General features: G+C 65.5%; 23 protein-coding genes. 13 read left to right on the top strand and 10 right to left on the bottom strand.

The window, feature by feature from the left end; all coding sequences use genetic code 11:
* Positions 1–4: 4 nt before the first annotated feature.
* Positions 5–1,459: an aldehyde dehydrogenase family protein gene (locus tag ACFQ3C_RS09490; protein ID WP_380790988.1), complete on the top strand. Its 1,455-nt coding sequence runs from the start codon at positions 5–7 to the stop codon at positions 1,457–1,459.
* 28 nt (positions 1,460–1,487) lie between these two features.
* Positions 1,488–2,231, top strand: coding sequence for an SDR family oxidoreductase (locus tag ACFQ3C_RS09485; protein ID WP_380790985.1), 744 nt, complete (start codon positions 1,488–1,490; stop codon positions 2,229–2,231).
* Positions 2,232–2,261: 30 nt separating this feature from the next.
* Here the strand turns inward: ACFQ3C_RS09485 and ACFQ3C_RS09480 are convergent, their stop codons facing one another.
* The gene (locus tag ACFQ3C_RS09480) at positions 2,262–3,221 is read right to left on the bottom strand and encodes a methyltransferase (RefSeq protein WP_380790982.1); all 960 of its coding nucleotides are present in this window, start codon (positions 3,219–3,221) and stop codon (positions 2,262–2,264) included.
* Between the two features lie 227 nt (positions 3,222–3,448).
* On the opposite strand from ACFQ3C_RS09480, the gene ACFQ3C_RS09475 reads away from it, so the two are divergent.
* Both ACFQ3C_RS09475 and ACFQ3C_RS09470 read left to right on the top strand, forming a co-directional pair.
* A complete protein-coding gene (locus ACFQ3C_RS09475; RefSeq protein ID WP_380790979.1) occupies positions 3,449–4,627 on the top strand; it encodes an MFS transporter in 1,179 nt (392 codons plus the stop codon).
* Between the two features lie 94 nt (positions 4,628–4,721).
* The gene (locus ACFQ3C_RS09470) at positions 4,722–5,744 is read left to right on the top strand and encodes an aspartate-semialdehyde dehydrogenase (protein ID WP_380790976.1); all 1,023 of its coding nucleotides are present in this window, start codon (positions 4,722–4,724) and stop codon (positions 5,742–5,744) included.
* Positions 5,745–5,864: 120 nt separating this feature from the next.
* Here ACFQ3C_RS09470 and ACFQ3C_RS09465 read toward each other — a convergent pair whose 3' ends face one another.
* The 3 genes from ACFQ3C_RS09465 to ACFQ3C_RS09455 all read right to left on the bottom strand — a co-directional run bounded on the left by ACFQ3C_RS09465 (position 5,865) and on the right by ACFQ3C_RS09455 (position 7,904).
* Positions 5,865–6,173, bottom strand: coding sequence for a P-II family nitrogen regulator (locus ACFQ3C_RS09465; RefSeq protein ID WP_380790973.1), 309 nt, complete (start codon positions 6,171–6,173; stop codon positions 5,865–5,867).
* A 3-nt stretch (positions 6,174–6,176) separates the two neighbouring features.
* The gene (locus ACFQ3C_RS09460) at positions 6,177–7,154 is read right to left on the bottom strand and encodes a sodium-dependent bicarbonate transport family permease (protein ID WP_380790970.1); all 978 of its coding nucleotides are present in this window, start codon (positions 7,152–7,154) and stop codon (positions 6,177–6,179) included.
* Positions 7,155–7,253: 99 nt separating this feature from the next.
* A complete protein-coding gene (locus ACFQ3C_RS09455; protein WP_380790967.1) occupies positions 7,254–7,904 on the bottom strand; it encodes a carbonic anhydrase in 651 nt (216 codons plus the stop codon).
* Between the two features lie 178 nt (positions 7,905–8,082).
* On the opposite strand from ACFQ3C_RS09455, the gene ACFQ3C_RS09450 reads away from it, so the two are divergent.
* The 3 genes from ACFQ3C_RS09450 (at position 8,083) to ACFQ3C_RS09440 (ending at position 10,790) form a co-directional block, all read left to right on the top strand.
* Complete coding sequence (locus tag ACFQ3C_RS09450; protein WP_380790964.1) at positions 8,083–8,463, top strand: hypothetical protein; 381 nt, start codon at positions 8,083–8,085, stop codon at positions 8,461–8,463.
* A gap of 114 nt (positions 8,464–8,577) precedes the next feature.
* Positions 8,578–9,963 (top strand): leucyl aminopeptidase family protein, encoded by a 1,386-nt coding sequence (locus tag ACFQ3C_RS09445; protein ID WP_380790961.1) that lies wholly within the window; start codon positions 8,578–8,580, stop codon positions 9,961–9,963.
* The gene (locus ACFQ3C_RS09440; RefSeq protein WP_380790959.1) at positions 9,960–10,790 is read left to right on the top strand and encodes a C40 family peptidase; all 831 of its coding nucleotides are present in this window, start codon (positions 9,960–9,962) and stop codon (positions 10,788–10,790) included. Before ACFQ3C_RS09445 ends, ACFQ3C_RS09440 begins: the two co-directional genes overlap by 4 nt.
* Before the next feature lie 47 nt (positions 10,791–10,837).
* On the opposite strand, the gene ACFQ3C_RS09435 is transcribed toward ACFQ3C_RS09440, so the two are convergent.
* The 4 genes from ACFQ3C_RS09435 to paaZ all read right to left on the bottom strand — a co-directional run bounded on the left by ACFQ3C_RS09435 (position 10,838) and on the right by paaZ (position 15,118).
* The gene (locus ACFQ3C_RS09435; RefSeq protein ID WP_380790954.1) at positions 10,838–11,767 is read right to left on the bottom strand and encodes a 3-hydroxyacyl-CoA dehydrogenase NAD-binding domain-containing protein; all 930 of its coding nucleotides are present in this window, start codon (positions 11,765–11,767) and stop codon (positions 10,838–10,840) included.
* Between the two features lie 30 nt (positions 11,768–11,797).
* Positions 11,798–12,142, bottom strand: a complete 345-nt coding sequence (locus tag ACFQ3C_RS09430) for a DUF2794 domain-containing protein (RefSeq protein ID WP_380790951.1) — start codon at positions 12,140–12,142, stop codon at positions 11,798–11,800.
* Positions 12,143–12,189: 47 nt separating this feature from the next.
* Positions 12,190–12,990 carry a PaaX family transcriptional regulator C-terminal domain-containing protein gene (locus tag ACFQ3C_RS09425; RefSeq protein WP_380790948.1) on the bottom strand — a complete coding sequence of 267 codons (801 nt, stop codon included), beginning with the start codon at positions 12,988–12,990 and terminating at the stop codon, positions 12,190–12,192.
* A gap of 97 nt (positions 12,991–13,087) precedes the next feature.
* A complete protein-coding gene (paaZ, locus tag ACFQ3C_RS09420; RefSeq protein WP_380790945.1) occupies positions 13,088–15,118 on the bottom strand; it encodes a phenylacetic acid degradation bifunctional protein PaaZ in 2,031 nt (676 codons plus the stop codon).
* A gap of 128 nt (positions 15,119–15,246) precedes the next feature.
* Here paaZ and paaI point away from each other — a divergent pair, with 128 nt between their 5' ends.
* Genes paaI through ACFQ3C_RS09400 form a run of 4 tightly spaced genes read left to right on the top strand, consistent with a single transcriptional unit; the run spans position 15,247 to position 18,761 of the window.
* The gene (gene paaI / locus ACFQ3C_RS09415) at positions 15,247–15,681 is read left to right on the top strand and encodes a hydroxyphenylacetyl-CoA thioesterase PaaI (protein ID WP_380790942.1); all 435 of its coding nucleotides are present in this window, start codon (positions 15,247–15,249) and stop codon (positions 15,679–15,681) included.
* Entirely contained in the window at positions 15,678–16,871 is a 1,194-nt protein-coding gene (gene pcaF / locus ACFQ3C_RS09410) for a 3-oxoadipyl-CoA thiolase (RefSeq protein ID WP_380790940.1), read from the top strand. Before paaI ends, pcaF begins: the two co-directional genes overlap by 4 nt.
* Positions 16,871–18,181, top strand: a complete 1,311-nt coding sequence (gene paaK, locus ACFQ3C_RS09405) for a phenylacetate--CoA ligase PaaK (protein WP_380790938.1) — start codon at positions 16,871–16,873, stop codon at positions 18,179–18,181. The genes pcaF and paaK overlap by 1 nt, the downstream gene beginning before the upstream one ends.
* Position 18,182: 1 nt before the next feature.
* The gene (locus tag ACFQ3C_RS09400; RefSeq protein ID WP_380790936.1) at positions 18,183–18,761 is read left to right on the top strand and encodes a TetR/AcrR family transcriptional regulator; all 579 of its coding nucleotides are present in this window, start codon (positions 18,183–18,185) and stop codon (positions 18,759–18,761) included.
* Positions 18,762–18,874: 113 nt separating this feature from the next.
* On the opposite strand, the gene ACFQ3C_RS09395 is transcribed toward ACFQ3C_RS09400, so the two are convergent.
* The gene (locus tag ACFQ3C_RS09395; RefSeq protein ID WP_380790933.1) at positions 18,875–20,515 is read right to left on the bottom strand and encodes a Y-family DNA polymerase; all 1,641 of its coding nucleotides are present in this window, start codon (positions 20,513–20,515) and stop codon (positions 18,875–18,877) included.
* 75 nt (positions 20,516–20,590) lie between these two features.
* A complete protein-coding gene (locus ACFQ3C_RS09390; RefSeq protein ID WP_380790930.1) occupies positions 20,591–20,908 on the bottom strand; it encodes an I78 family peptidase inhibitor in 318 nt (105 codons plus the stop codon).
* A gap of 128 nt (positions 20,909–21,036) precedes the next feature.
* On the opposite strand from ACFQ3C_RS09390, the gene ACFQ3C_RS09385 reads away from it, so the two are divergent.
* Positions 21,037–22,167, top strand: a complete 1,131-nt coding sequence (locus ACFQ3C_RS09385) for an S-(hydroxymethyl)glutathione dehydrogenase/class III alcohol dehydrogenase (protein WP_380790928.1) — start codon at positions 21,037–21,039, stop codon at positions 22,165–22,167.
* Between the two features lie 84 nt (positions 22,168–22,251).
* A complete protein-coding gene (locus ACFQ3C_RS09380) occupies positions 22,252–22,770 on the top strand; it encodes a GNAT family N-acetyltransferase (RefSeq protein WP_380790926.1) in 519 nt (172 codons plus the stop codon).
* The last annotated feature ends 7 nt before the right edge of the window (positions 22,771–22,777 follow it).

Raw genomic sequence — 22,777 nt, 5'->3', positions numbered from 1 at the left:
AGACATGAGCGATGATCTGGGACTGTGGTTTGACCCGTCAAAATGCCTGATCGCGGGCGAATGGGTGGCCCCGTCGGGCGGGCAATATCTGCCGCTGGAAAACCCCTCGACCGGCGAGAAGATCGGCCAGATCGCGCGCGGCACGGGGGCCGATATCGACGCGGCAGTGGCCGCGGCCGAAGCCGCGCGCCATGGCCCCTGGGGCCGGATGAGCGCGGCCGAGCGTGGCCGTATCCTGATGACGCTGGGCCGCATGGTGCTGGAGCGGGTCGATGATCTGGCCCGGATCGAGGCGCTGGACGTGGGCAAGCCCTTGAAGCAGGCGCGCGCCGATGCGGTGGCCCTTGCGCGTTACATGGAGTTTTACGGCGGCGCTGCGGACAAGCTGCACGGCGAGACGATCCCCTATCTGGAGGGCTATACCGTCTATACGCTGCGCGAGCCACATGGCGTGACGGGCCATATCGTGCCCTGGAACTATCCGATGCAGATCATCGGGCGATCCGTGGGTGCCGCACTGGCCACGGGCAATGCCTGCGTGCTGAAACCGGCCGAAGATGCCTGCCTGACCGCGCTGGCCTTTGCCGAGATGGCCAAGGCGGCGGGCCTGCCGGACGGTGCGCTGAACGTGGTGCCCGGACTTGGGTCCGAGGCGGGCGCGGCCCTGACCGCGCATCCCGGCGTGCACCACATCAGTTTTACCGGATCGGTCGCTACCGGCGTGATGGTGCAGGAAGCCGCGGCAAAAAACGTGATCCCCGTGACCTTGGAACTGGGCGGCAAATCCCCCCAGGTCGTGTTCGAGGATGCCGATATCCCCGCCGCCCTTCCGTTTCTGGTCAATGCCGGTATCCAGAACGCGGGCCAGACCTGCTCGGCCTCGTCGCGCATCCTTGTGCAGCGGGCGGTCTATGATCAGGTCGTGGAACGCATGGCCCTGCGCTATGACGCGCTGAAGGTCGGGCGCGCGATGGACGATCTGGATGTGGGGCCGCTGATTTCGGCCAGGCAGAAAAACATCGTCAGCGGCTTTATCGACAAGGGTGCGGACTTGCAGATCGCAGGCCAGGGGCAGCTTGTCAGCGCGCCCAACGGTGGCAACTACGTGCGTCCCACCCTTTTTGCAAATGTCAGCCCCGGCCATTGCCTGGCGCGCGATGAAATCTTCGGCCCGGTGCAGGTCGTCATCCCCTTCGAGGACGAGGAAGAGGCCGTCGCGATCGCCAACGGCACCGATTATGGCCTTGTCGCCAGCGTCTGGAGTCAGAATGGCGCGCGCCAGATGCGGATGGCGAAGCGGATCCGCGCGGGGCAGATCTTCATCAACAACTATGGCGCGGGCGGCGGGGTTGAATTGCCCTTCGGCGGCATGGGCAAATCCGGCCATGGCCGCGAAAAGGGGTTCGAGGCGATGTATGGCTTCACAGTGCTGAAAACCGTCGCGGCCTTTCACGGCTGATCCAGACAGACAGAAAAGGAAAAGAACCATGAGACTGACAGGTAAGACGGCAATCGTGACAGGCGGCGCCAGCGGGTTTGGTGCTGGTATCGTACGCAAATTCGCTGCCGAAGGCGCGCGGGTCCTGGTGGTGGATATCAACGCCGATGGTGCGGCAGCCATGGCCGGGGAAGTGGGCAACGGTGCACTGTCCATCGCCTGCAACGTGGCCGACGGGGCCAGCGTGGCGGAAATGGCGGCCTTTGCGATCAAGGAATTCGGGCAGGTCGATATCCTTGTGAACAACGCCGGTATCACCCATCTGCCCAAACCGATGGAAGACGTCACCGAAGATGAGTTCGACCGCGTTTTCGCCGTGAACTGCAAATCGGTCTACCTGACCGCCCGCGCCTTGGTGCCGCACATGAAGGCCAAGGGCGGCGCGATCCTGAACGTGGCATCAACCGCGGGCCTCAGCCCGCGCCCGCGCCTGAACTGGTACAACGCATCCAAGGGCTGGATGATCACCGCGACAAAGACCATGGCGGTGGAACTGGCCCTATCAAAGCTGCGGGTCAATGCGCTTTGCCCGGTCGCGGGCGAGACGCCGCTGCTGGCCTCGTTCATGGGTGAGGACACGCCCGAGATGCGGACGAAATTCCTGTCCACGATCCCGCTGGGCCGCTTTTCCACACCCGAGGACATGGGCAATGCCGCCTGTTTCCTGTGCTCGGACGAGGCCAGCATGATCACCGGCGTCGCGATGGAAGTGGACGGCGGCCGCTGCATCTGACGGGGTATCCGACGGGCAACGGGCCAGCGTTCAGGCGCTGGCCATTTCCTCGCCATCCGTCTCGCGCCGGAAAGGCTGCGGGCTGCGCGCTGTCAGGACGGTCAGTCCCGACACGGGCTGCCCTGCATCCATCCGCAGGGTGGCCCGGCTCATCTGCGGGGGGGTGAAACCGGCCTGATCCAGCAACCGCGTCACATACTCGGCCCCATGGGCATAGCGGCGCGAGGGGCGCAGGCGAAGATCGCCCTCACCATCAGGCAATTCCTCCAGCGTGAAGGCCAGAACACCGCCGGGGGTCAGGCTGGCCGCCGCCCATCCCACGATCTGCTCCAGCGCGCCGACATAGATGAACACATCGGCAGCCAGGATCAGATCGAAGGGCGCGCCGCCAAGATCCAGCCGCGACAAGTCGTGCTTTTGCAGGTCGTCATAGATGCCCTTGGCCCGCGCCTGCGCCAGCATGCGGGCCGAAATGTCATAACCCTCCAGCCAGCCTGCATGGGGCCGGATCGCCTGTCCCATCAACCCGGTGCCGCAGCCCAGATCCAGCACGCGCTCGAACCGGGTCCGGCCCGCGCGCAGCAGCCCCTCCACGATCTGCGCCGGTCCCCGGTAGCCAAGCTGATCCACCAGAGAGGTCTCGAACCTGTCGGCATATTGATCGAACAGTGTTTCGACGAAAGCGGCAGGCATGGTTTCGGCCACGGGAACCGGGCGCGCCAGATCAAGGCGAAGGCCGGCGCCAAACCTGTCTTGCGGGTCGATCTGGATCACCCTGCGCCAGCTGTCGCGCGCGGCATCCGTATCGCCCGTGGTCTCTTGCCATTCGGCAAGACGGAACCACCCGGCGGCCCAGTCCGGCACCAGAGCAAGCGCTTGCTGCATGAGGTCGATCGCGGCGGGCATGTCACCCGACGCGGCCAGCGCCTGCGCGTAATCCGCGCGGCGGTCGGCGATCAGATCGCCCGAGGAAAAATCATGTGATGTCATCGGATGGTGGCGGCGAACCCCTGTCCCGGTGCCTGTTGTCCGGGGTTGTGCTCAAATGATCCGGCGCCCTTGCGCCGTCAAGTAGGGCGGCGCGAAATTTCCGCCCGCACCCCGTCCACGCAACCTGCCGTGCTGGCGCCGGGGCCAATGGGCAAACGCAAGCTTTCTGTTCTTGCACATTTATTGGGCGCATGGCAGGCAGCACAAGCTCTGTGGGAGGAAATCAGATGCGCCTTGGGCTTGTCCTGCTCTGTGCGGGCTATGTTCTCAGCCAGTTCTTTCGCGCTTTCCTGGCCGTGCTGGCGCGGGTCCTTGAGCAGGATATCGGCGCGCTTCCCGCTGATCTCGCCTTTGCGTCCGGGCTGTGGTTCCTGACATTCGCGCTGGCCCAGATCCCCGTGGGCGCGGCGCTTGACCGGATAGGGCCCAGGCGCACGGCTGCCGTGATTCTGGCCATTGGCGGCGGTGGCGGGGCCGCGCTTTTCGCCATGGCGACGACACCCTTGCACATATCGATCGCGATGGGATTGATCGGTATCGGCTGTTCGCCGGTCCTCATGGCATCGTATTTCATCTTCGCGCGCATGTATCCGGCCGCCATGTTCGCCACGCTAGGCGCCGTGATGATCGGTGTCGGATCGCTGGGCAACCTGGCCGGTTCCGCCCCGCTGGCATGGGCCATCGGGGCATTCGGATGGCGAGAGACGATATGGGGCCTGTCGCTGATGTCGCTGATCCTGGCCGCCGGCATCTGGTTGACGGTCGAGGACCCGCCACGGATCATCAGCGATACGAAAGGGTCGGTCCTTGATATCCTGAAGATGCCCGCACTCTGGGTGATCTTTCCGCTGCTGCTGATCAATTATGCCCCGGCCGCCGGTCTGCGCGGGCTTTGGATCGGGCCATACCTGGCCGAGGTGCATGGCGCGACCGAGGCGCTGATCGGTACCGCGACGCTTGTGATGGGCCTGGCGATGATCGCGGGATCGCTGGCCTATGGCCCGCTGGATCGTATCCTGGGCACACGCAAATGGGTGATCTTCGGCGGTAACGCGCTGTCTTGCCTTGCCCTTGCAACCCTCGCGCTTTGGCCGCAGCCCGGTTTCGTGACTGCGGTGTTCCTGTTCGCGGTGGTCGGCTTTTTCGGCCTGTCCTTTCCGATCATCATGGCGCATAGCCGCAGCTTCGTGCCGCCGCATCTGGCCGGGCGGGGCATCACGCTGTTGAACCTGATCAGCATCGGCGGCGTGGGCCTGATGCAGGTGGCGACCGGGCAGGTCTATCGTGCCATGGCCGACCCGGCGGCCCCGGCCGCGCAGCCCTATACGGTGCTGTTCGGCTTTTTTGCGGCTCTGGTCCTGATCGGGCTTGTGGTCTACCTGTTCAGCCGTGACAGGCTGGATTGAGCCGCGCCAGATCGCGGGAAATCGGCGAATCCGCTTTAATTCCGGGGACAGCTGCGATATGAGCGCGGCGTTCTGAACAAAGGAGTTGTCCCAGATGGGCTACAAGGTTGCCGTCGTCGGTGCCACGGGGAACGTGGGCCGTGAAATGCTGAACATACTGGATGAACGCCAGTTTCCCGTGGATGAGATCGTGGCCCTGGCCAGTCGCAAATCCCTGGGCACCGAGATCAGCTTTGGCGACAAGACCCTCAAGACCAAGGATCTGGACACCTTCGACTTCACCGGCTGGGATATCGCGCTGTTCGCCGTAGGGTCCGAGGCGACCAAGATCTATGCGCCCAAGGCCGCCGCTGCGGGTTGCATCGTGATCGACAACTCGTCGCTCTACCGCTACGACCCCGACGTGCCGCTGATCGTGCCCGAGGTGAACGCCGACGCGATCCACGGCTATTCCAAGAAGAACATCATCGCCAACCCCAACTGCTCTACCGCGCAGATGGTTGTCGCACTCAAGCCGCTGCATGACCGCGCGCGGATCAAGCGTGTGGTGGTCAGCACCTATCAATCCGTGTCGGGCGCCGGCAAGGAAGGTATCGACGAGCTGTGGGACCAGACCAAAAGCATCTACAATCCCACCGACAACAAGCCGCCGAAGAAATTCACCAAGCAGATCGCCTTCAACGTGATCCCCCATATCGATGTCTTCCTCGAGGATGGATCGACCAAGGAAGAATGGAAGATGGTGGCCGAAACCAAGAAGATCCTGGATCCCAAGATCAAGGTCACGGCAACCTGCGTGCGCGTGCCGGTCTTCGTCGGTCATTCGGAATCCATCAATATCGAGTTCGAGGATCATCTGGACGAGGCCGAGGCCCGCGACATCCTGCGTGAATCGCCCGGTATCATGGTGATCGACAAGCGCGAGAACGGTGGCTACGTGACCCCGATCGAATGCGTGGGCGATTACGCCACCTTCATCAGCCGCATCCGCCAGGACAGCACGATCGAGAACGGCATCAACCTGTGGTGCGTGTCCGACAACCTGCGCAAGGGTGCCGCGCTGAACGCGGTGCAGATCGCCGAAGTTCTGGGCCAGCGGGTTCTGAAAAAGGGCTGATTGCGGCCCGTGCCGGAATGACAGGATGAAACCCCCGATGCAGTGAACCTGCACCGGGGGTTTTCTTTTGGGATCAGGTCAGCGCCCTGACGGTCAGGGCCGGGCCGTGACAATCCGTTGTCAGAAACGCTCGGCCCGCAGCACATCGCAATCGGTGACGCAGACCACACCGATATGGCGTTCGACCACGCCAAAGGCCGCATCCAGCAGCCCGTCCAGACGATCAGGGCGGATGATGCAGACGACCTGCACCATGCCTGCGCGGCCAATCTGCCCCTCGCGGGTCCAGTCGCCGGACCGGCCCGATCCGCCCAGCACCGGCAGGATCGTATAGCCGGTGACACCCGCGCCGTGCAGCGCGTCGGTCAGCCGGTTCTGCATCACGGCTTCGATGGTGATCTCGACGCGTTTGGCCTTGTGGGTCTGCATGTCTCAGCCTCCGGTAAGGGCCACGGCCGCCGCCATGTAAAGCGGAATGCCAAGGGTCAGGTTGAAGGGAAAGGTCACCCCGAGCGACAGGGTCAGGTAGATCGATGGATTGGCCTCGGGCAGGGCGACGCGCATCGCTGCGGGCACCGCGATATAGCTGGCCGAGGCGCTGAGCACCGCCATCAGGGTCACGCCTCCGGTGGACAGACCCAGCAGCAACCCTGCCATCAGTCCGAACCCGGCGCCGATCAGCGGCATGATCACGCCAAAGGCCAGCGCGCCGGCACCCAGCACATGCCGCCCCCCGCGCAATCCGCGTCCCGCGACCAGCCCCATGTCCAGCAGGAACAGGCACAGTACGCCCTTGAACGGGGCCACGATGAAGCTGTCGATCTGCGCCAGCCCATCCGTGCCGGTGACCCATCCGATCACGAAGGATCCGATCAGCAGCACGATGGACCCGTTCAGCAGGATCTCGTGCCAGAGCCCTGCCTCCATCTTGCGGCCGCCCGATCCGCGCGCCACCAGCCACAGCGCGGACAGGATCGCCGGTGCCTCCATCGCGGCGGCGACGGCGACCATGTAACCCTCATAGGCGATGCTGCGCCCCTCAAGGACTGAGGATGCGGCCACGAAGGTCACGATCGAGATCGACCCGTAATGCGCGGCAACCGCAGCCGCATCCATGCGTGACAGGTTGGACATGGCGCGCAGCAGCGCGAAGGCCACCAGCGGCAGCGCCGCGGACAGGATCACCCCGGCCAGAAGCGACAGTCCCAGCGTGACATCGATCCCGTGCGAGGCCACCGCCACCCCACCCTTGAAGCCGATGGCGAACAGAAGATAGATCGACATGCCTTTGGCTACGGCCTCGGGCACGCTCAGGTCGGATCGCGCAAGGGCTGCGAACAGACCCAGCGCGAAGCTGAGGACGATGGGCGAAATCAGGTTGGCGCCCGCCAGTGCAATAATGCCTTCCATGTCGTGATCTGTCCCTTTTCACGCGGCGCCGGTCCGCCTTGGCCTTGTGGCTGTCTTGCCCGGAATGCGGCGCATGGGCATGCCAGACGTCACACGGGATCACACCGGCAGGAATTCACGCCTGGCCGGATCGAAATATTCCAGCGACCCTTCGCCGATATCGGTCCACAGTCCGTGTACCGACAGCCGGCCTTCCTTCACCTCTTCCGCGATCAGCGGAAAGGTCATCAGATTGTCCAGCGACACCAGAACCGCCTGCTTTTCCAGCGCACGCAGCTGCGCGGCGGAATCCGTCACGTCTTTCACCCGTTCATAGCCGGGGCGAAGGATATCCATCCAGCGGCCTACGAAGCTGCTTTTTTCTTCCAGTTCGGGCGCATGGCCGGTGCACATGTCAAGGCACCCCTTGACCCCCCCGCAGGAGGAATGGCCCAGCACGATCAGATGCGCGACCTTGAGAACGCCGACCGCATATTCCACGGCCGCCGAGGTGCCATGCGCCTCTCCGTCGGGTTCGTATTGCGGGATCAGGTTGGCAATGTTGCGGTGAATGAAGAACTCGCCCTGGTCGGCCCCGAAGATCGAGGTGACATGCACGCGGCTGTCGCAGCAGGAAATCACCATGGCCCGCGGATGTTGCCCGACTTCGGCCAGGCGCCGGTACCAGCTTTGGTTTTCGGCATAGGAGGTGGCTTTCCACCCCTGGTACCGCTGGATCAGGTAGCCCGGCAAGGGTTTGGCGTGGTTCATGACATGATCCCCGTTCTGGTTCCCGTGTCGCGCAAGGCTTCGGGGCGTCTGCGTGGCCCTCATAGAGCGTATTGTCGAACAATTCGAGAGAAAACAAGGCCGCAGCGCAACCTTTTGGGAACCTATGGATGGGCATTTATGCCTGATGCCGTGGGGGCGTGAGATCAAGGGTGAAGTCTTGAACAAGGTAACGATTCTAACGCAGAACGAGGCTGTTCTGTTGAACCCCGACCGATTGGGGGAACTCTATGCCCAGCTGGGCGAAGCGGCGGCAGAGGATGTGATCTGCCGCGCCATGGAAGAAATGGCCGTGCGCCTTGCCTGCGCCGAGCGGATGTATCGCGAGGATCAGATCACGGACCTGCGCAAGATGGTGCGGTGCATGGCTGCGATTGCCGATCAGGTCGGGATGCACGGGCTGACGCGGGTCGCGCGCGATGTGGCGCATTGCATCGATTGCGGCGATCATAACGGGCTGGCGGCAACGCTGGCGCGGCTGTTGCGGATCGGGGAGCGGTCTCTGACAGAGGTCTGGGACCTGCGAGACCTGTCCGGCTGATCCGCCCCCTTGCGGTTGCAGGCAGGGCCGCTAGGGTGCGGGAAAAGGCTGTGTGCGGTGTTCTGGTTGCCGACACGGGCCATTGTCTTCACATACCGCCGGAAAGGCCCGCCCATGTCCCTGACCTTTGCCACCGCCACCCCTGAGACGCTTGCCCTGCATGTGATCGACGCGGATGGCCTTGATGCCTGGTTGGTCGATCAGCCCGCGCAGGTCGCGTCCTGGGTGCGCGCGTCGGGCTTTTCGGCCGCGTTGGGCAAGCACCTCATGGTGCCGGACGCGGATGGTAGGCCGGCCTTTGTGCTGGCTGGATATGGCGGCGCGGCGCAGCGCGCGCGCGGGCGGTTTCACCTGGCCGGTATCGCGGCGAACCTGCCTGCGGGCACGTATCGCATTGCCTCGGGTCTGCCGCAGGAACGTGCCGCGCAAGAGGCACTGGGCTGGTTGCTGTCGGGCTATGTCTTTGATCGCTACCGCAGCCAGACTCGCAATCCGGCCCGGCTTGTCGCGCCCGAAGGTGTGGATGCCGCGCGTCTGGAAGTGATCGCACAAGGCGAGGCCCTGACCCGCGACCTGATCAACACCCCGGCCAATGACATGGGGCCTGATGCGCTGGAAGCCGCCTGTCTTGAACTTGCGGCGCGCCACGGCGCCGGGACGCAGGTCATCCGGGGTGCCGCGCTGCTTGAGCAGAACTTTCCCATGATCCACGCGGTTGGCCGTGCCGCCGCGCAGGAACCCCGGCTGATCGACCTGCGCTGGGGCGATGCCGGGCCGCGTCTGACGCTGGTGGGCAAGGGCGTGTGTTTCGACACTGGCGGGTTGAACATCAAGCCGTCCTCTAGCATGGGGCTGATGAAAAAGGACATGGGCGGTGCCGCCACGGTTCTGGGACTGGCGCATATGATCATGGCACTTGGCCTCAAGGTGCGGTTGCGCGTGCTGATCCCGGCGGTGGAGAACGCGATAAGCGCAGGGGCCATGCGGCCGGGCGATATCCTGCCCTCGCGCAAGGGGCTGACGGTCGAGATCAACAATACCGATGCCGAAGGCCGTCTGGTTCTGGGCGACGCCCTGGCCCTGGGAGCCGAGGAAAGCCCCGATCTGATGGTGTCGATGGCGACGCTGACAGGGGCGGCCCGCGTTGCGCTGGGGCCTGACCTGTCGCCCTATTTCACCGATGACGCCGGTGTTGCGGCAGCCCTTGAGGCCGCAGCGTCGCGCGTGGCCGATCCGGTCTGGCGCCTGCCCTTCTGGACCCCCTATGAGGCGGATATCGAACCCGGCATCGCCGATCTGGACAATGCGCCGAAATCCGGCTTTGCCGGGGCGATCACCGCCGCGCTGTTCTTGCGCCGCTTCGCGGGCGAAGGCCAGCGCTACACGCATTTCGACATCTATGGCTGGCAACCCAGCGCCGCCCCGGCGCGCCCCAAGGGCGGGGTGGGCATGGGCGCGCGCGCCCTGCTGGAGGCGCTGCCCGAGGTGCTGGGCCTGTGACGCATGACCGCCGCCTGACCCCCGCCAACGCGCGCGTGGCCTCCCTGTCCCTCAAGGGGCAGGTCGATGCGGCGCGCTACGTGGAAGGTTGGGGGCGTCTGGTCGCGGACCCGGTCGTGGCGCTACGTGATGCCCCGCAGGGGCGGCGCGAGCGTGAATTGCTGCGCGGCGAGGCCGTGACCGTATTCGAGGATCTTGACGGCTGGTGTTTCGTGCAGGCCGCGCGCGATGGCTATGTCGGCTATGTTCCCGGCAAGGCCCTGCGTGAAGGCGCGGCACCGGATATGCGGGTGATCACCCGCGCGACCCATGCCTATGCCGCCGCCGACATCAAGTCGCCCGACATCGCAAGCCTGAGCTTTGGCAGCCGCCTGACGGCATTGGAACATGACGGCCGCTTTGTATTGACCGATGCAGGCTATGTGCCGGCCAGCCATCTTGCGCCGCTGGACCAGCATGCCGACGACCCGGTGACGATCGCGACGCTTTTGCTGGGCACGCCTTACCTCTGGGGGGGCAACAGCGCTTTCGGCATCGACTGTTCAGGTCTGGTGCAGGCCGCCTGCCTCGCCTGCGGGATCGCCTGCCCCGGTGACAGCGATCTTCAGGCCAGTGGCCTGGGCCAGCCTGTGACCGAAGGCACGCCACCGCGCCGTGGTGACCTGTTGTTCTGGAAGGGGCACGTCGCCTGGGTCTCGGGGCGGGAGATGATTCTGCACGCCAATGCCCACCATATGGCCGTCGCCTTCGAAGGTCTGGCCGAGGCAGTGGCCCGGATCGCAGCGCAGGGTGGCGGGCCCGTGACCGCCCATCGCCGTCCGGGCTGAGGCGGCCGGGTTTTTCTTGAGTATTTCTGGAAAGATGAAAGGGGCCGTCATGCCCCCAATGTGCGTTTCAGCTTGGCCAGCGCCACCAGCGCGGCATCCCGGCGCCGGGCAAGGTCTGCGGTGCTTTCCCCTTCGGTTGCGGCCTCGATCCCGGCCACGAGGGTTTCGATCAGGTCAGGCGTCAGCTCTGGTGCGGTCTGATCCGCCCATCGCGCCACCTGCGTGGGCCCCAGATGATCGAGATAATGGCGATAGCCCCCCGCGCCGCCGCCCAGATGATAGGTCAGGTGCGGCCCCATGAAGGCCCAGCGCAGCCCCGGCCCGTGGGCGATGGCGCGATCAACATCCGCCACCGTAGCGACGCCTTCGGCGACAAGGCTGACCGCCTCGCGGTAGAGGGCCGAGGTCAGGCGGTTCGCCAGATGGCCGACGCGTTCCTTTTGCACGACCACGGTCACGCGGCCGATGCTGTCATAGAAGGCGCGCAGGGTGTCAACTTTTTCAGGGTCTGTGGCGCGGCCCGCCACAAGTTCCACCAGCGGCACCAGATGGGGTGGGTTCATCGGATGGGCCACAAGGATGCGTTCGGGATGCTTTGCCCCATCCTGGATGTCGCTGGCCATGAGGGATGAGGTTGACGAGGCAATGATTGCGCCCGGTGCAAGCGACGTCTCGATCTGCGCCACGATCTGACGCTTGATCGCGATTCGGTCCGGGCCGCATTCCTGCACCATGTCGGCGCCCAAAGAGGCCGCGGCGATCTCCTGCGTCACGTGCAGCCTGTCGAAAGGTGGCGCGGCGGCGATATCGTCCAATTGCGCCAGATCCTGCCAAGCGGCGGTGATGAAAGGTGCAAGCTTGTCCAGCGCGGTTTGCGCCGGATCACAGACCGTGACACGCAGCCCTTTTGACAGAAAAAGCGCGGCCCAGCTGGCCCCGATCAGACCGGCACCGATGATGGCGACATGACGGATCATGCGGCTTTGCGAAGGCGGTTGAGCCACGCGTCAATCCACCGCGCGGATCAGCTTGCGTTCAAGCACCCGCAGTACCGCGCGCAGATCCTGCCCGCGCTTGAGAACCTGTCCGTCCATGCCGATCACCGCATAGAGGCCCTGCTTGTTGCGCAGTTTGGGCCGTTTTTCGATCCGGTAGATGGGGTTTTCCGCCGTCCGTCGGAAGATCGAGAAGACGGCGACCTCGCGCAGATGGGAAATCCCGTAGTCGCGCCATTCGCCCATGGCCACCATGCGCCCGTAAAGGGTAAGGATCTGTCCCAGTTCGAACCTGTCGAAGGCGACCTGTTCGGGCGCCTGCGCCGTGACGATCGGGATGGGTGGTTGCGCGGTCATGCGGCCAGAGTTGCGCTGATGCCCTGCGAAATCAACCCCTCTGCGGATCAGTCCCTGCAGAAACGCCGCGCCAGGCTGGCATCGGCCGGGGGCATGGCGGCAATTTCACCTTCGGTGCTGTCCAGCCAGGTCTCGGCGCCGGGGGTCAGGTGATGGTAGGCAGCCGCGACGCGCGCCCGTGGCGCCAAAGCCGACAGGTCGGCAGGCAGAACCTCGGGCGGCAGGTCCGGGTAGCGCAGCACGATCCGTCGCCAGCGATGGATCAGCAGAATGCGCGCGGCGGCATGGGTCAGCGGATCCGCCGCCAACGCGCCAAGCTGGCCCAGATCAGCCATCAGGCGGCGCAGGGCGGTGGCATGTTCGTTACTGATCAGGCTGTCGCGCATGGCGGGCGCAAGATCCGTGAGCTGTCCGACAAGGCGGAAGGCGGGGTGCGGTGGCTGCGGTGTATCGGCGGGGGCCAGCCACAGACCGCCAAGGGAGACCGCACTCTGCGGCGCCCCCTCGGATGACAGCGCCCATTCGCTGACCGGCGCATGACGCGGGGGCGCATAGATGCGGCCGGTCGCCTCGGTGAAGCGGGCAAGACCCGAGGGGCTGAGCCGGTAATGGCTCACGCGTCCGGCACGTTCGCTGTCCACCCAGCCATCGCGGCCCAGCCGTGACAGGGCCGTGCGGAGCGCGCCCGGCTCTACGCCGATGCGGCCCAGAAGCCGTCCGAGGCGCGCGGTCGAGATCGCCCCGCCGCGATGCTGCACGCAATCGCCGAAAACGGTGATCACCAGCGACCAGACGCGCAGGCGGGATTCGGCATGTAGCGCCGTTATGACGGGATCAAGCGGGTCCATATCCGCCTGTTACACGGATTGCGTGGCCAACTGAACCATTAGTGACATGCGGCACCTGCGGATGGATATTTGGAGCAAGAAGAAGCCCTGATCTGCCCTAGGGCCGGTCATAAGCCACCATCGTCAGAAGTTCATATCGCGCGACCTGATCCCCATCCTGATTGGTCAGGGTCGCGTTCCAGGCCACCTCGCCATAGCTGTCGGTGCGCCGGGTCTTGCGCTTGCAGGTCAGGGCCACGCGAATGCCGTCGCCGGGGCTGACAGGTTTCTGGAAGCTGAGCGCGTTGAGCCCGGTATTGGCCAGAACCGGGCCGGGGTCGGGCTGTACGAACAGACCCGCCGCAAAGCTGAGCAGCAGGTAGCCATGCGCCACCCGACCGGGGAAGAAGGGGTTCGCGCGGGCAGCGTCCTCGTCCATATGGGCGTAGAACGTGTCGCCGGTGAAATGGGCGAAATGTTCGATATCGTCGAGGCTCACGGCGCGCGGGTCGGTGTGGATCGTCTCGCCGATGGCGATTTCGGTGAATGTTCGCTGGAAGGGATGGGCGGGTCCTGTCGTGGTCGCACTGCCCTGCACCCATGTGCCGGTGATCGCGCTCAGCATGTCGGGGCTGGCCTGGATGGCGGTGCGCTGCATGTAGTGCAGCACGCCGCGGACGCCGCCCAACTCCTCGCCGCCGCCGGCGCGACCGGGGCCGCCATGCACCATGTGGGGAAGCGGAGAGCCGTGGCCCGTCGCCTCGGCCGCCGAGGCGGCGTTGTTGATGTAGATGCGGCCATGCCATGCCGCACTGTCCAGCACGATGGCCCGCGCCACGCCGGGATCGGCCGTAAAGAGCGAGCAGACCAGCGAGCCGCCGCCACGATTGGCCAGCGCCGCCGCATGGGCGGTGTCGCGGTATGGCATCAGGGTGGAGAGGGGGCCGAAGGCTTCGACCGCATGCACCAGGCGGGCGGCGTCAGGGTCGGCGCAGGACAGAATCATGGGCGGCAGGAAGGCCTGTTCAGGATCTGCATCCACAAGCGTCATCTTGGACGGATCGCCATGGATCAGCCGCGCCTCGGTCTGCAACTGGGCGAGCCGGGCCAGCACATCCGCCTTCTGCGCGTGCGAGGCCAGCGCCCCCATCCGCACGCCCTCGGCCGAAGGGTTGCCGATGCTGATGGCGGCAAGATTTTCGGACAGTGCCCCGCCAACCGCGTCCATCATTCCCGCAGGCACGATCAGGCGGCGGGTGGCCGTGCATTTCTGCCCGGCCTTCGTGGTGATCTCGGTCACCGCTTCCTTGATGAACAGCGCGAATTCGGCGCTGTCCGGCCCCGCGTCGGGACCCAGGACAGAGGCGTTCAGACTGTCCTGTTCCGCCATGAAACGCGTGGAATGGCGCATCAAGGCGGGATTGCTGCGCAACATCAGCGCAGTATCGGCAGAGCCGGTGAAGGCCACCACATCCTGCGCGCCCAGTCGGTCCAGCAGGTCGCCCGTACGTCCGATAACCAGTTGCAGCGCACCTTCGGGCAGGATGCCGCTGTCGATGATCAACCGCACGCAAGCCTCGGTCAGGTAGCAGGTCTGCGTCGCAGGTTTGACGATCGAGGGGACGCCGGCCAGCAGCGCGGGGGCCAGCTTTTCCAGCATCCCCCAGACCGGGAAGTTGAAGGCGTTGATCTGCACGGCAACGCCTTGCAGCGGGACGGCGACATGCTGGCCTAGGAATGTCCCCTTGCGGCTGAGCATTTCGACATCGCCGTCGATATAGACATGACCATCCGGCATCTCGCGCCGCCCCTTCGAGGCGAACAGACCCATGGTGCCGATGCCGCCGTCGATATCGACCCAGCCATCGCGCCGCGTGGCCCCGGTCAGCGGGTTCAGCGCGTAAAGCTGTTCCTTGTGGGTGTCCAGATATCCGGCCAGCGCCTTGATCATCCGGGCGCGGTCGTGAAATCCCATGGCGCGCAGGGCAGGGCCGCCGACGCCCCGCGCATGATCCAGCATTGCCTGCATGTCGAGAGGCGCACCGCCTGCCCGCGCGATGACCTTCCCGGTCACGGGGCCGATGATATCCGTGGCTGCATCCCCCGGCGCGATCCACTGGCCGCAGGCATGGCTATGGGGTCTGAGCATTGAAAATCCTCCCTTGAGATCGCGCTGTGTGACGCGCAGCATGGCGCAGGTTTTCGCACAAAGCAATACTCTTGACCGCGCGGTCGGTTTTGTGCAGGTTACGATCATTGTCACGGGGAGGAGAGACCATGACGCCTCAGGAACGCGCCGAACGCTCGGCCGCCGCGATGTGGTCCACCGATGTGGCGGCCCACGCGCTGGAGATGGTGCTGGTCCGCATCGCGCCCGGTCAGGCGGTGATGACCATGGCCGTGCGCCCCGATCATCTGAACGGGCATGGCATCTGTCATGGTGGCTATATCTTCACGCTGGCCGATACGGCCTTCGCCTATGCCTGCAACAGCCACAACAAGCTGGTCGTGGCACAAGAGAATACGATCACCTACCTGAGCCCAGGCAAGTCGGACGAGATCCTGACCGCCACGGCGCAAGAGATGCATCTGGCCGGCAGGTCCGGTGTCTATGATGTGGTCGTGACGGGCGAGGACGGGCGCAAGGTCGCCCTGTTCCGGGGCTTGTCGCGGCAGATTTCCGGGACCCATTTCAAGGAGGACGAGGCATGAGAGAAGCATTCCTGTGCGAGGGGTTGCGCACCCCTATCGGACGCTACGGCGGGGCGCTGTCCTCGGTGCGCCCCGATGACATGCTGGCGGGCGTGATCCGCGCGGTGATGGCGCAATTCCCCGGAATGACGGTGGACGAGGCGATCATGGGCTGCGCCAACCAGGCAGGCGAGGATAACCGCAACGTCGCGCGTATGGCGGTGTTGCTGGCGGGCCTGGGTGAAGGCGTGCCTGGCGTGACCGTGAACCGGCTCTGCGGATCGGGTCTGGATGCCGTGGGCCAAGCCGCGCGCGCCGTCAAGACAGGCGAGGCCGAAGTAGTGCTGGCAGGCGGCGTCGAATCGATGAGCCGCGCGCCGCTGGTGATGCCGAAAGCCGACAGCGCCTTTTCCCGCCGGGCCGAGATCTATGACACCACCATCGGCTGGCGGTTCGTGAACCGGGCGATGCACAAGGCTTACGGGACCGATTCCATGCCCGAGACGGCCGAGAACGTGGCCGCGGATTTCGGGATTTCCCGCGCCGATCAGGATGCCTTCGCCTTGCGCAGCCAGACCCGCGCGATTGCGGCCATCGAAAGCGGTCGTCTGGCGCGCGAGATTGCGCCTGTGACAATCCCGCAGCGCAAGGGCGATGCCGTGGTCGTGGACCGCGACGAACATCCCCGCGCCACGACGCTGGAAAAGCTGGCCGCGCTGCCGACACCCTTCCGCGAGGGTGGCAGCGTCACGGCGGGCAATGCCTCGGGCGTCAACGATGGGGCGGCGGCGCTAATCGTGGCCTCGGCCGATGCAGTGGCAAAGTATGGCCTGACGCCAAAAGCGCGGATCGTGTCCATGGCGACGCTCGGTGTCGCCCCGCGCATCATGGGGATCGGGCCCGCGCCCGCGACCCAGGCGCTGCTGGATCGGCACGGGTTGACGATCGGTGAGGTTGATTTCATCGAGTTGAACGAGGCGTTCGCCGCGCAGGGCCTGGCCACCATGCGCCAGCTGGGCCTGTCCGATGACGCGGACCATGTGAACCCGCATGGCGGGGCCATCGCGCTGGGCCATCCGCTGGGCATGTCCGGCGCGCGGCTGGCGCTGACGGCGGCAATCAACCTGTCCGACGCCAGGGCGAAGCGCGCGATCTGCACCATGTGCATCGGCGTGGGCCAGGGCATCGCCCTGATGCTGGAGGCGGTGTGATGGAAGACCTCTCTCCCAAACCCGGCGACCTTGAACCGATCGAGACCGCCAGCCGTGACGAGATCGCCGCGCTGCAACTGACCCGCATGAAGTGGTCGCTGCGTCACGCCTATGACAACGTGCCCCACTACCGCGCCGCTTTCGATGCGGCGGGGGTGCACCCGGATGACCTCAAGTCCCTGTCGGATCTGGCGAAGTTTCCCTTCACCACCAAGGGCGATCTGCGCGCGAACTACCCCTTCGGGATGTTCGCCGTACCACGCGAACAGGTGGCGCGGGTTCATGCCTCATCCGGCACGACAGGCCAGCCCACCGTGGTCGGATATACGAAGGCCGATCTGGATGTCTGGGGCACGGTCGTGGCGCGCAGCTTGCGCGCGGCCGGTCTGCGGCCGGGGCATATCCTGCACAACGCCTATGGCTATGGTCTGTTCACCGGCGGCCTGGGTATCCATCTGGGGGCTGACAAGCTGGGCCTGACCACGGTGCCGGTCTCCGGCGGCATGACACCGCGCCAGGTGCGCCTGATCGAGGATTTCCGGGCGGATGGGATTACCGTGACACCTTCCTACGCGCTGTCGATCCTGGACGAATACGCCAAGCAGGGGCTCGACCCGCGCAAATCCCCGCTCAAGGTGGGCATATTCGGGGCCGAACCCTGGACCAACGCCATGCGCCGCGAGATCGAGGATGCCTTCGACATGCATGCGGTGGATATCTACGGCCTGTCCGAGGTGATCGGGCCGGGTGTCGCCAATGAATGCGTGGAGAGCAAGGACGGGCTGCACATCTGGGAGGATCATTTCTATCCCGAGGTGATCAACCCCGAAACCGGAGAGGTTCTGCCGGATGGCGAGCTGGGCGAGCTGGTCTTCACCTCGCTCACCAAGCAGGCGTTTCCGATCGTGCGGTATCGCACCCGCGACCTGACGCGGCTGATGCCGGGCACGGCGCGGTCGATGCGGCGGATGGAAAAGATAACCGGGCGCAGTGACGACATGATCATCCTGCGCGGCGTGAACGTCTTTCCGACCCAGATCGAGGAAGTGCTGATGCAGGTCCGCGACCTGGCCCCGCATTTCCAGATCGAATTGCACCGCAAGGGCCGGATGGACGCCATGCGCGTGCTCTGCGAGGCCTGCGAAGGCGTCGGTCCTTCGGGGCGCGAGGCGGCGGCGCGGGACATGTCGCACCGGATCAAGCAGACAGTCGGTATTTCGGTCGAGATCCATGTCGCCGATCCGGGTGGCGTGACCCGCAGCGAGGGCAAGGCCGTACGCATCGTCGACAACCGCCCCAAGGGCGCCTGACATGGCGCGCGGGCTGGCACGCGATCACGATGAAAAACGCGCCGCCCTGCGCAAGGGGGCGGCGGACTACTTTGCCCGACACGGGTATGACCGCGCGTCGATGACCGGGGCAGCAAAGCACTGTGGCGTGTCCAAGGCGTTGATATATCACTACTACGCCAGCAAGGAGGACCTGCTGTTCGACATCCTGGACGATCATCTCGGCGCATTGGTCGAGGTGGTCGAAGCCGCTCAGGCTGTTCAGGGGGACGGGATCCGCGGCGTGATCCGGGCGGTGCTGTCCGCCTATGAGGATGCGGATGCCGAGCACAAGCTGCAACTGGACGCTCTGGCGACATTGCCGCCGGAACGGCAGACCCCGCTGATCGCGGCGCAGCGGCGGCTGGTTGCCGTCATGTCCGAGGCGGTGGATGCCGAGCGACCGGGTCTGGACCCGGACCGCCTGCGCGCGCTTACGATGTCGGTCTATGGCATCCTCAATTGGTTCTACATGTGGCATCGTCCCGGCAAGGGCCTCAGCCGCGCCGCCTATGCCGATCTGGCGGCTGATTTCGTGCTGGGCGGGTTGCGCGCCGTGTGAGGCGCAGCGCCTGCCGCCCTGCCGCTTTCGAGTATTTGGGGAACGATGAAGCAGGGAACTGGCCTGTCCTTCATCTTTCCATAAATACTCATATTCCCGAGGGTGCGGCCAGGTCAGGCGAAGCTGCCATGGCAGAACCAGCCACGCGACATCGTGGCGCCATGGGCGAAGAACAGCCACAGGCGCGTGCCGCAGATCGTGGTGACGATCCAGTAATCGCGCGTGCCGCTGCGCCAGTCGGGCTCGTCCAGCCACCATTCCGGTGCGATGCGTTCGGGACCCTGCGCGCAGGCCATCGCCAGATCGCGCCGCCGCCAGCGGAACCGCGCGGGCGGGTCGGGTGTGTCGGGCGCGGTCACCGGCTCGGGCCGCCACAGCAGCAGGGGACGTGGCGCTGGAGGGGCAGGCCAGTTGGCCACGGGCTCGGACCAGGCCGCGGCCAGGACCTGTGCGGCTTTTTCCGGGATATGGCTGTTGCCGGGATGGTGGCGGGTGATCGCCTCCATCCCGATCCGCGCGCCCATGCGGGCCATCAGATCCTCAAGCGCGGTGTCGCGCGCGGCGCGGCTGGCGGCGGCGCGGGCGGCGTCCAGATGGCCGCTGGCCTGTTTGTCATGCAGTGGCTCGGTGCGCAGCGCCTCGAGCCGGAACATGTCGATGCCGAAACCCGCGTCGATCGTGCCCAGCCGCATGGCCAGCAAGGGGCGGATGCGCGCGGGATCATGGCTGGCGCGGGCCAGCGTCAGCGTGATCTCCTGCCGCTTGCCATCGCTGCGATAGGCCTCCAGCCGGATGATCCGCGCGCCCTGCCGCTTGTCGGCCAGCAACTGGCACAGCCGGTCCAGCAACCGGTCGATCGCGGCCAGGATGTCGGCCTCCAGTCCGACGGGGTCGGGCAGGCTGATCCGCGTGGCAAAGGCCGTGTCAGGGCGCGCCGGGCTGATCGGTTCGGGTGCGCTGCCCAGGGCCTGATCCAGTCGCAACACCAGCCCCTTGCCGAAGCGTCGCGCCAGGGCGGCGCGCGGCTGGCCCGTCAGATCGCCGACATGGCGCAGGCCAAGCCGGGTCAATTGCGCCACGGTGTCCGGATCCAGGCGCAAGGCCGCGACGGGCAGGCGGGCAATGGCGGAATGGGTCTGCCCCACGGCGGCGATGGCAGGGGCGAAGGTCGTGATGGCGCTGGCGCCCCTGTCATGCCGTGGCCGGTTCGCGGCGCGCGACCGTGTCGCCCGCGCCTCTTGCTGGATGGCGTCGCCGCTGCGCCCTGTGGCGGCGCGGCCTCCGGCATGACGCGCCAGCGCCCAGGCCGCCCCCGGCGTATCGGCCAGCCCGGCCTGCACGGACAGGCCCATACCCTCCAGCGCGGCGCCGATCTGGTCGACCATCGCGGCCTCGCCCCCGAACAGATGCGCGCAGCCGGTGATGTCGAGGGCCAGCGCATCGGGGGCCTCTTCCGCCACCAGCGGTGACCAGCGCCCGGCCCAGCGGCGCAGGCGCGTCAGAAACGCCGCCTCGGCCGCCGCATCGCGGGCTTGCGTCACCAGTGCGGGGCAGATTGCCAGCGCATCGCGCAGCGGCTGACCCGGATAGAGCCCCGCCGCCTGCGCCAGCACCGAGACCGAGGCGATCCGCTGCGCCGATCCCGCCTGTTCGATCACCGCGAAAGGCGCGTCCGGCAGGCCGCGCAGCGCACGCAGCAGCCGTTCCGCGCCAAGGCGGGGAAACCAGAGCGAAAGGATTCGTTTCGGGGCCATGGGCAGCTTTGTGGCAATATGTTCACTATTTGTTCAAACCTAGAGCCCGCGTCGTGCAGAGTCGAGTCCCTACCCTCAGCCGCACCAGATCCGGGTGATCCGGCCCTTGCCGTCGTAGGTCACGTTCAGCCGGTCCGCGCGGTAATCCATTGTCATCGGGCTGCCATCCGCCATGATCCGTTGCGCCGTGCCGATCCCGGAAAAGTCCTGATCCACAACAGGCTGGCCGACCAGCGATTGCAGCGTCGCCGCTCCGCAAGCGTCCGCGGGAGGCACAGCGGCGGCTTGGGCGGCAGCCTGGGCGGCGGCAGCGGAATCGGTTGCGGGGTTTTCGGGCATGCAGGCCATCAGAAACAGGATTGCGCCAAAAGCGGCAGGAGCATTGTAACCCATGAATGTCGGCCTTTGCTGCAATTGATCCGCTTGCAGCCTAGACCGAAACCCGGCCGCCGGGTAGGAGGAGGTTGAAGATCGGCGCGCTTTCGCAAAAGGTGGCGCCCAACAACAGGAGGATGCAAGACATGCGCACACGTGCCGCCGTGGCCCTTGAGGCCGGAAAACCGCTGGAAATCATGGAGGTGAACCTGGACGGCCCGAAGAAGGGTGAAGTCCTGATCGAGATCAAGGCGACGGGCATTTGCCACACCGATGAATTCACCCGTTCCGGCGCGGACCCCGAGGGGCTGTTTCCCTGCATCCTGGGCCATGAGGGCGCAGGTATCGTGATCGAGGTTGGCGAGGGCGTCACCACGCTGAAACCCGGCGATCACGTGATCCCGCTTTACACACCAGAATGCCGCGAGTGCTATTCCTGCCTGTCCGGCAAGACCAACCTGTGCACGGCGATCCGCAACACGCAAGGCCAGGGCCTGATGCCCGATGGCACCACGCGCTTTTCGATGCTGGATGGCACCCCGATCTATCACTACATGGGCTGCTCGACCTTCGCCAATCACTCGGTCATGCCCGAGATTGCGCTGGCCAAGGTGCGCGAGGACGCGCCATTCGACAAGATCTGCTATATCGGTTGCGGCGTGACAACGGGTATCGGCGCGGTGATCAACACCGCGGGTGTCGAGATCGGATCGACGGCGGCCGTCTTCGGTCTGGGCGGGATCGGCCTGAACGTGATCCAGGGCCTGCGGATGGCGGGTGCCGACATGATCATCGGTGTCGATCTGAACGACGACAAGGAAGTGATGGCACGCAAGTTCGGGATGACGCATTTCATCAACCCGTCCAAGATCGAAGGATCCGTGGTGCAGGAGATCGTGAACCTGACCAAGCGCGGGATCGACCATATCGGCGGCGTGGATTATTCCTTCGATGCCACCGGCAACGTCAAGGTGATGCGCGATGCGCTGGAATGCTCGCATCGCGGCTGGGGCGTGTCGGTCATCATCGGCGTGGCGCCCGCGGGGGCCGAGATCGGCACGCGGCCGTTCCAGCTGGTCACCGGGCGGGTCTGGAAGGGCACGGCCTTCGGCGGTGCGAAGGGCCGGACCGATGTGCCGAAATTCGTCGACTGGTACATGGATGGCAAGATCGAGATCGACCCGATGATCACCCATATCCTGACCCTGGACGAGATCAACAAAGGCTTCGATCTGATGCATGAGGGCAAGTCGATCCGCGCGGTCGTGACCTATTGATCCATCTTTCGGCGGAGGCGTCAGGCGGTGCTGTCGGATGCCTCCGGCGGGGATATTTCCGGCAAGAAGAAGCAGGGTTGCACCATGAATGATGTGACGATGCGTGCGGCGACGGTGGCAGATCACGCGGCGGTCTGGGATATTCTGCGGCCCGTGTTCCGGGCCGGTGAAACCTATGCGATCGACCCCGCCATTTCCGAGGCCGACGCGCTGGCCTATTGGTTCGGGCCGGGCCGCGAGGTGCGCGTGGCCGAGGCGGATGGCCAGGTGCTGGGCAGCTACTACATCCGGCCAAATGCCGAGGGTGGCGGCGCGCATGTGTGCAATTGCGGTTTTGTGACATCGCAGGCGGCGCAGGGGCGCGGGGTGGCACGGGCCATGCTGGCCGATGCGCTGGACCGCGCGGCGCAATCGGGCTACCGTGCGATGCAGTTCAACTTCGTGATCGGCACCAATACCCGGGCGGTTGCGATGTGGCAGGCGGCAGGGTTCAAGATCGTGGGACGCCTGCCCGGTGCCTATCTGCATCCCGTAGAGGGCTATGTGGATGCGCTGGTGATGTATCGCAGCCTGCTGCCCGAGGGGGCGGCGGGCGCAACCTGACAGAACG

This window comes from Seohaeicola saemankumensis (genome assembly GCF_042678485.1).
Lineage (GTDB): Bacteria > Pseudomonadota > Alphaproteobacteria > Rhodobacterales > Rhodobacteraceae > Seohaeicola > Seohaeicola saemankumensis.
Note: the sequence above shows the minus strand (reverse complement) of the source record. Positions and strands in the feature narration are given on the sequence as shown.

Excerpts from the sequence above, each read along its gene's own strand:
- ACFQ3C_RS09480 (WP_380790982.1), bottom strand. The coding sequence starts at position 3,221 with ATGACATCACATGATTTTTCCTCGGGCGATCTGATCGCCGACCGCCGC.
- paaI (WP_380790942.1), top strand. The coding sequence starts at position 15,247 with ATGACGCCTCAGGAACGCGCCGAACGCTCGGCCGCCGCGATGTGGTCC.
- ACFQ3C_RS09490 (WP_380790988.1), top strand. The coding sequence starts at position 5 with ATGAGCGATGATCTGGGACTGTGGTTTGACCCGTCAAAATGCCTGATC.
- ACFQ3C_RS09385 (WP_380790928.1), top strand. The coding sequence starts at position 21,037 with ATGCGCACACGTGCCGCCGTGGCCCTTGAGGCCGGAAAACCGCTGGAA.
- ACFQ3C_RS09465 (WP_380790973.1), bottom strand. The coding sequence starts at position 6,173 with ATGCAGACCCACAAGGCCAAACGCGTCGAGATCACCATCGAAGCCGTG.
- paaZ (WP_380790945.1), bottom strand. The coding sequence starts at position 15,118 with ATGCTCAGACCCCATAGCCATGCCTGCGGCCAGTGGATCGCGCCGGGG.
- ACFQ3C_RS09430 (WP_380790951.1), bottom strand. The coding sequence starts at position 12,142 with ATGACCGCGCAACCACCCATCCCGATCGTCACGGCGCAGGCGCCCGAA.
- ACFQ3C_RS09425 (WP_380790948.1), bottom strand. The coding sequence starts at position 12,990 with ATGGACCCGCTTGATCCCGTCATAACGGCGCTACATGCCGAATCCCGC.
- ACFQ3C_RS09455 (WP_380790967.1), bottom strand. The coding sequence starts at position 7,904 with ATGAACCACGCCAAACCCTTGCCGGGCTACCTGATCCAGCGGTACCAG.
- ACFQ3C_RS09380 (WP_380790926.1), top strand. The coding sequence starts at position 22,252 with ATGAATGATGTGACGATGCGTGCGGCGACGGTGGCAGATCACGCGGCG.
- ACFQ3C_RS09445 (WP_380790961.1), top strand. The coding sequence starts at position 8,578 with ATGTCCCTGACCTTTGCCACCGCCACCCCTGAGACGCTTGCCCTGCAT.
- ACFQ3C_RS09400 (WP_380790936.1), top strand. The coding sequence starts at position 18,183 with ATGGCGCGCGGGCTGGCACGCGATCACGATGAAAAACGCGCCGCCCTG.
- ACFQ3C_RS09390 (WP_380790930.1), bottom strand. The coding sequence starts at position 20,908 with ATGGGTTACAATGCTCCTGCCGCTTTTGGCGCAATCCTGTTTCTGATG.
- ACFQ3C_RS09435 (WP_380790954.1), bottom strand. The coding sequence starts at position 11,767 with ATGATCCGTCATGTCGCCATCATCGGTGCCGGTCTGATCGGGGCCAGC.
- ACFQ3C_RS09470 (WP_380790976.1), top strand. The coding sequence starts at position 4,722 with ATGGGCTACAAGGTTGCCGTCGTCGGTGCCACGGGGAACGTGGGCCGT.
- paaK (WP_380790938.1), top strand. The coding sequence starts at position 16,871 with ATGGAAGACCTCTCTCCCAAACCCGGCGACCTTGAACCGATCGAGACC.
- ACFQ3C_RS09460 (WP_380790970.1), bottom strand. The coding sequence starts at position 7,154 with ATGGAAGGCATTATTGCACTGGCGGGCGCCAACCTGATTTCGCCCATC.
- ACFQ3C_RS09485 (WP_380790985.1), top strand. The coding sequence starts at position 1,488 with ATGAGACTGACAGGTAAGACGGCAATCGTGACAGGCGGCGCCAGCGGG.
- ACFQ3C_RS09475 (WP_380790979.1), top strand. The coding sequence starts at position 3,449 with ATGCGCCTTGGGCTTGTCCTGCTCTGTGCGGGCTATGTTCTCAGCCAG.
- ACFQ3C_RS09395 (WP_380790933.1), bottom strand. The coding sequence starts at position 20,515 with ATGGCCCCGAAACGAATCCTTTCGCTCTGGTTTCCCCGCCTTGGCGCG.
- pcaF (WP_380790940.1), top strand. The coding sequence starts at position 15,678 with ATGAGAGAAGCATTCCTGTGCGAGGGGTTGCGCACCCCTATCGGACGC.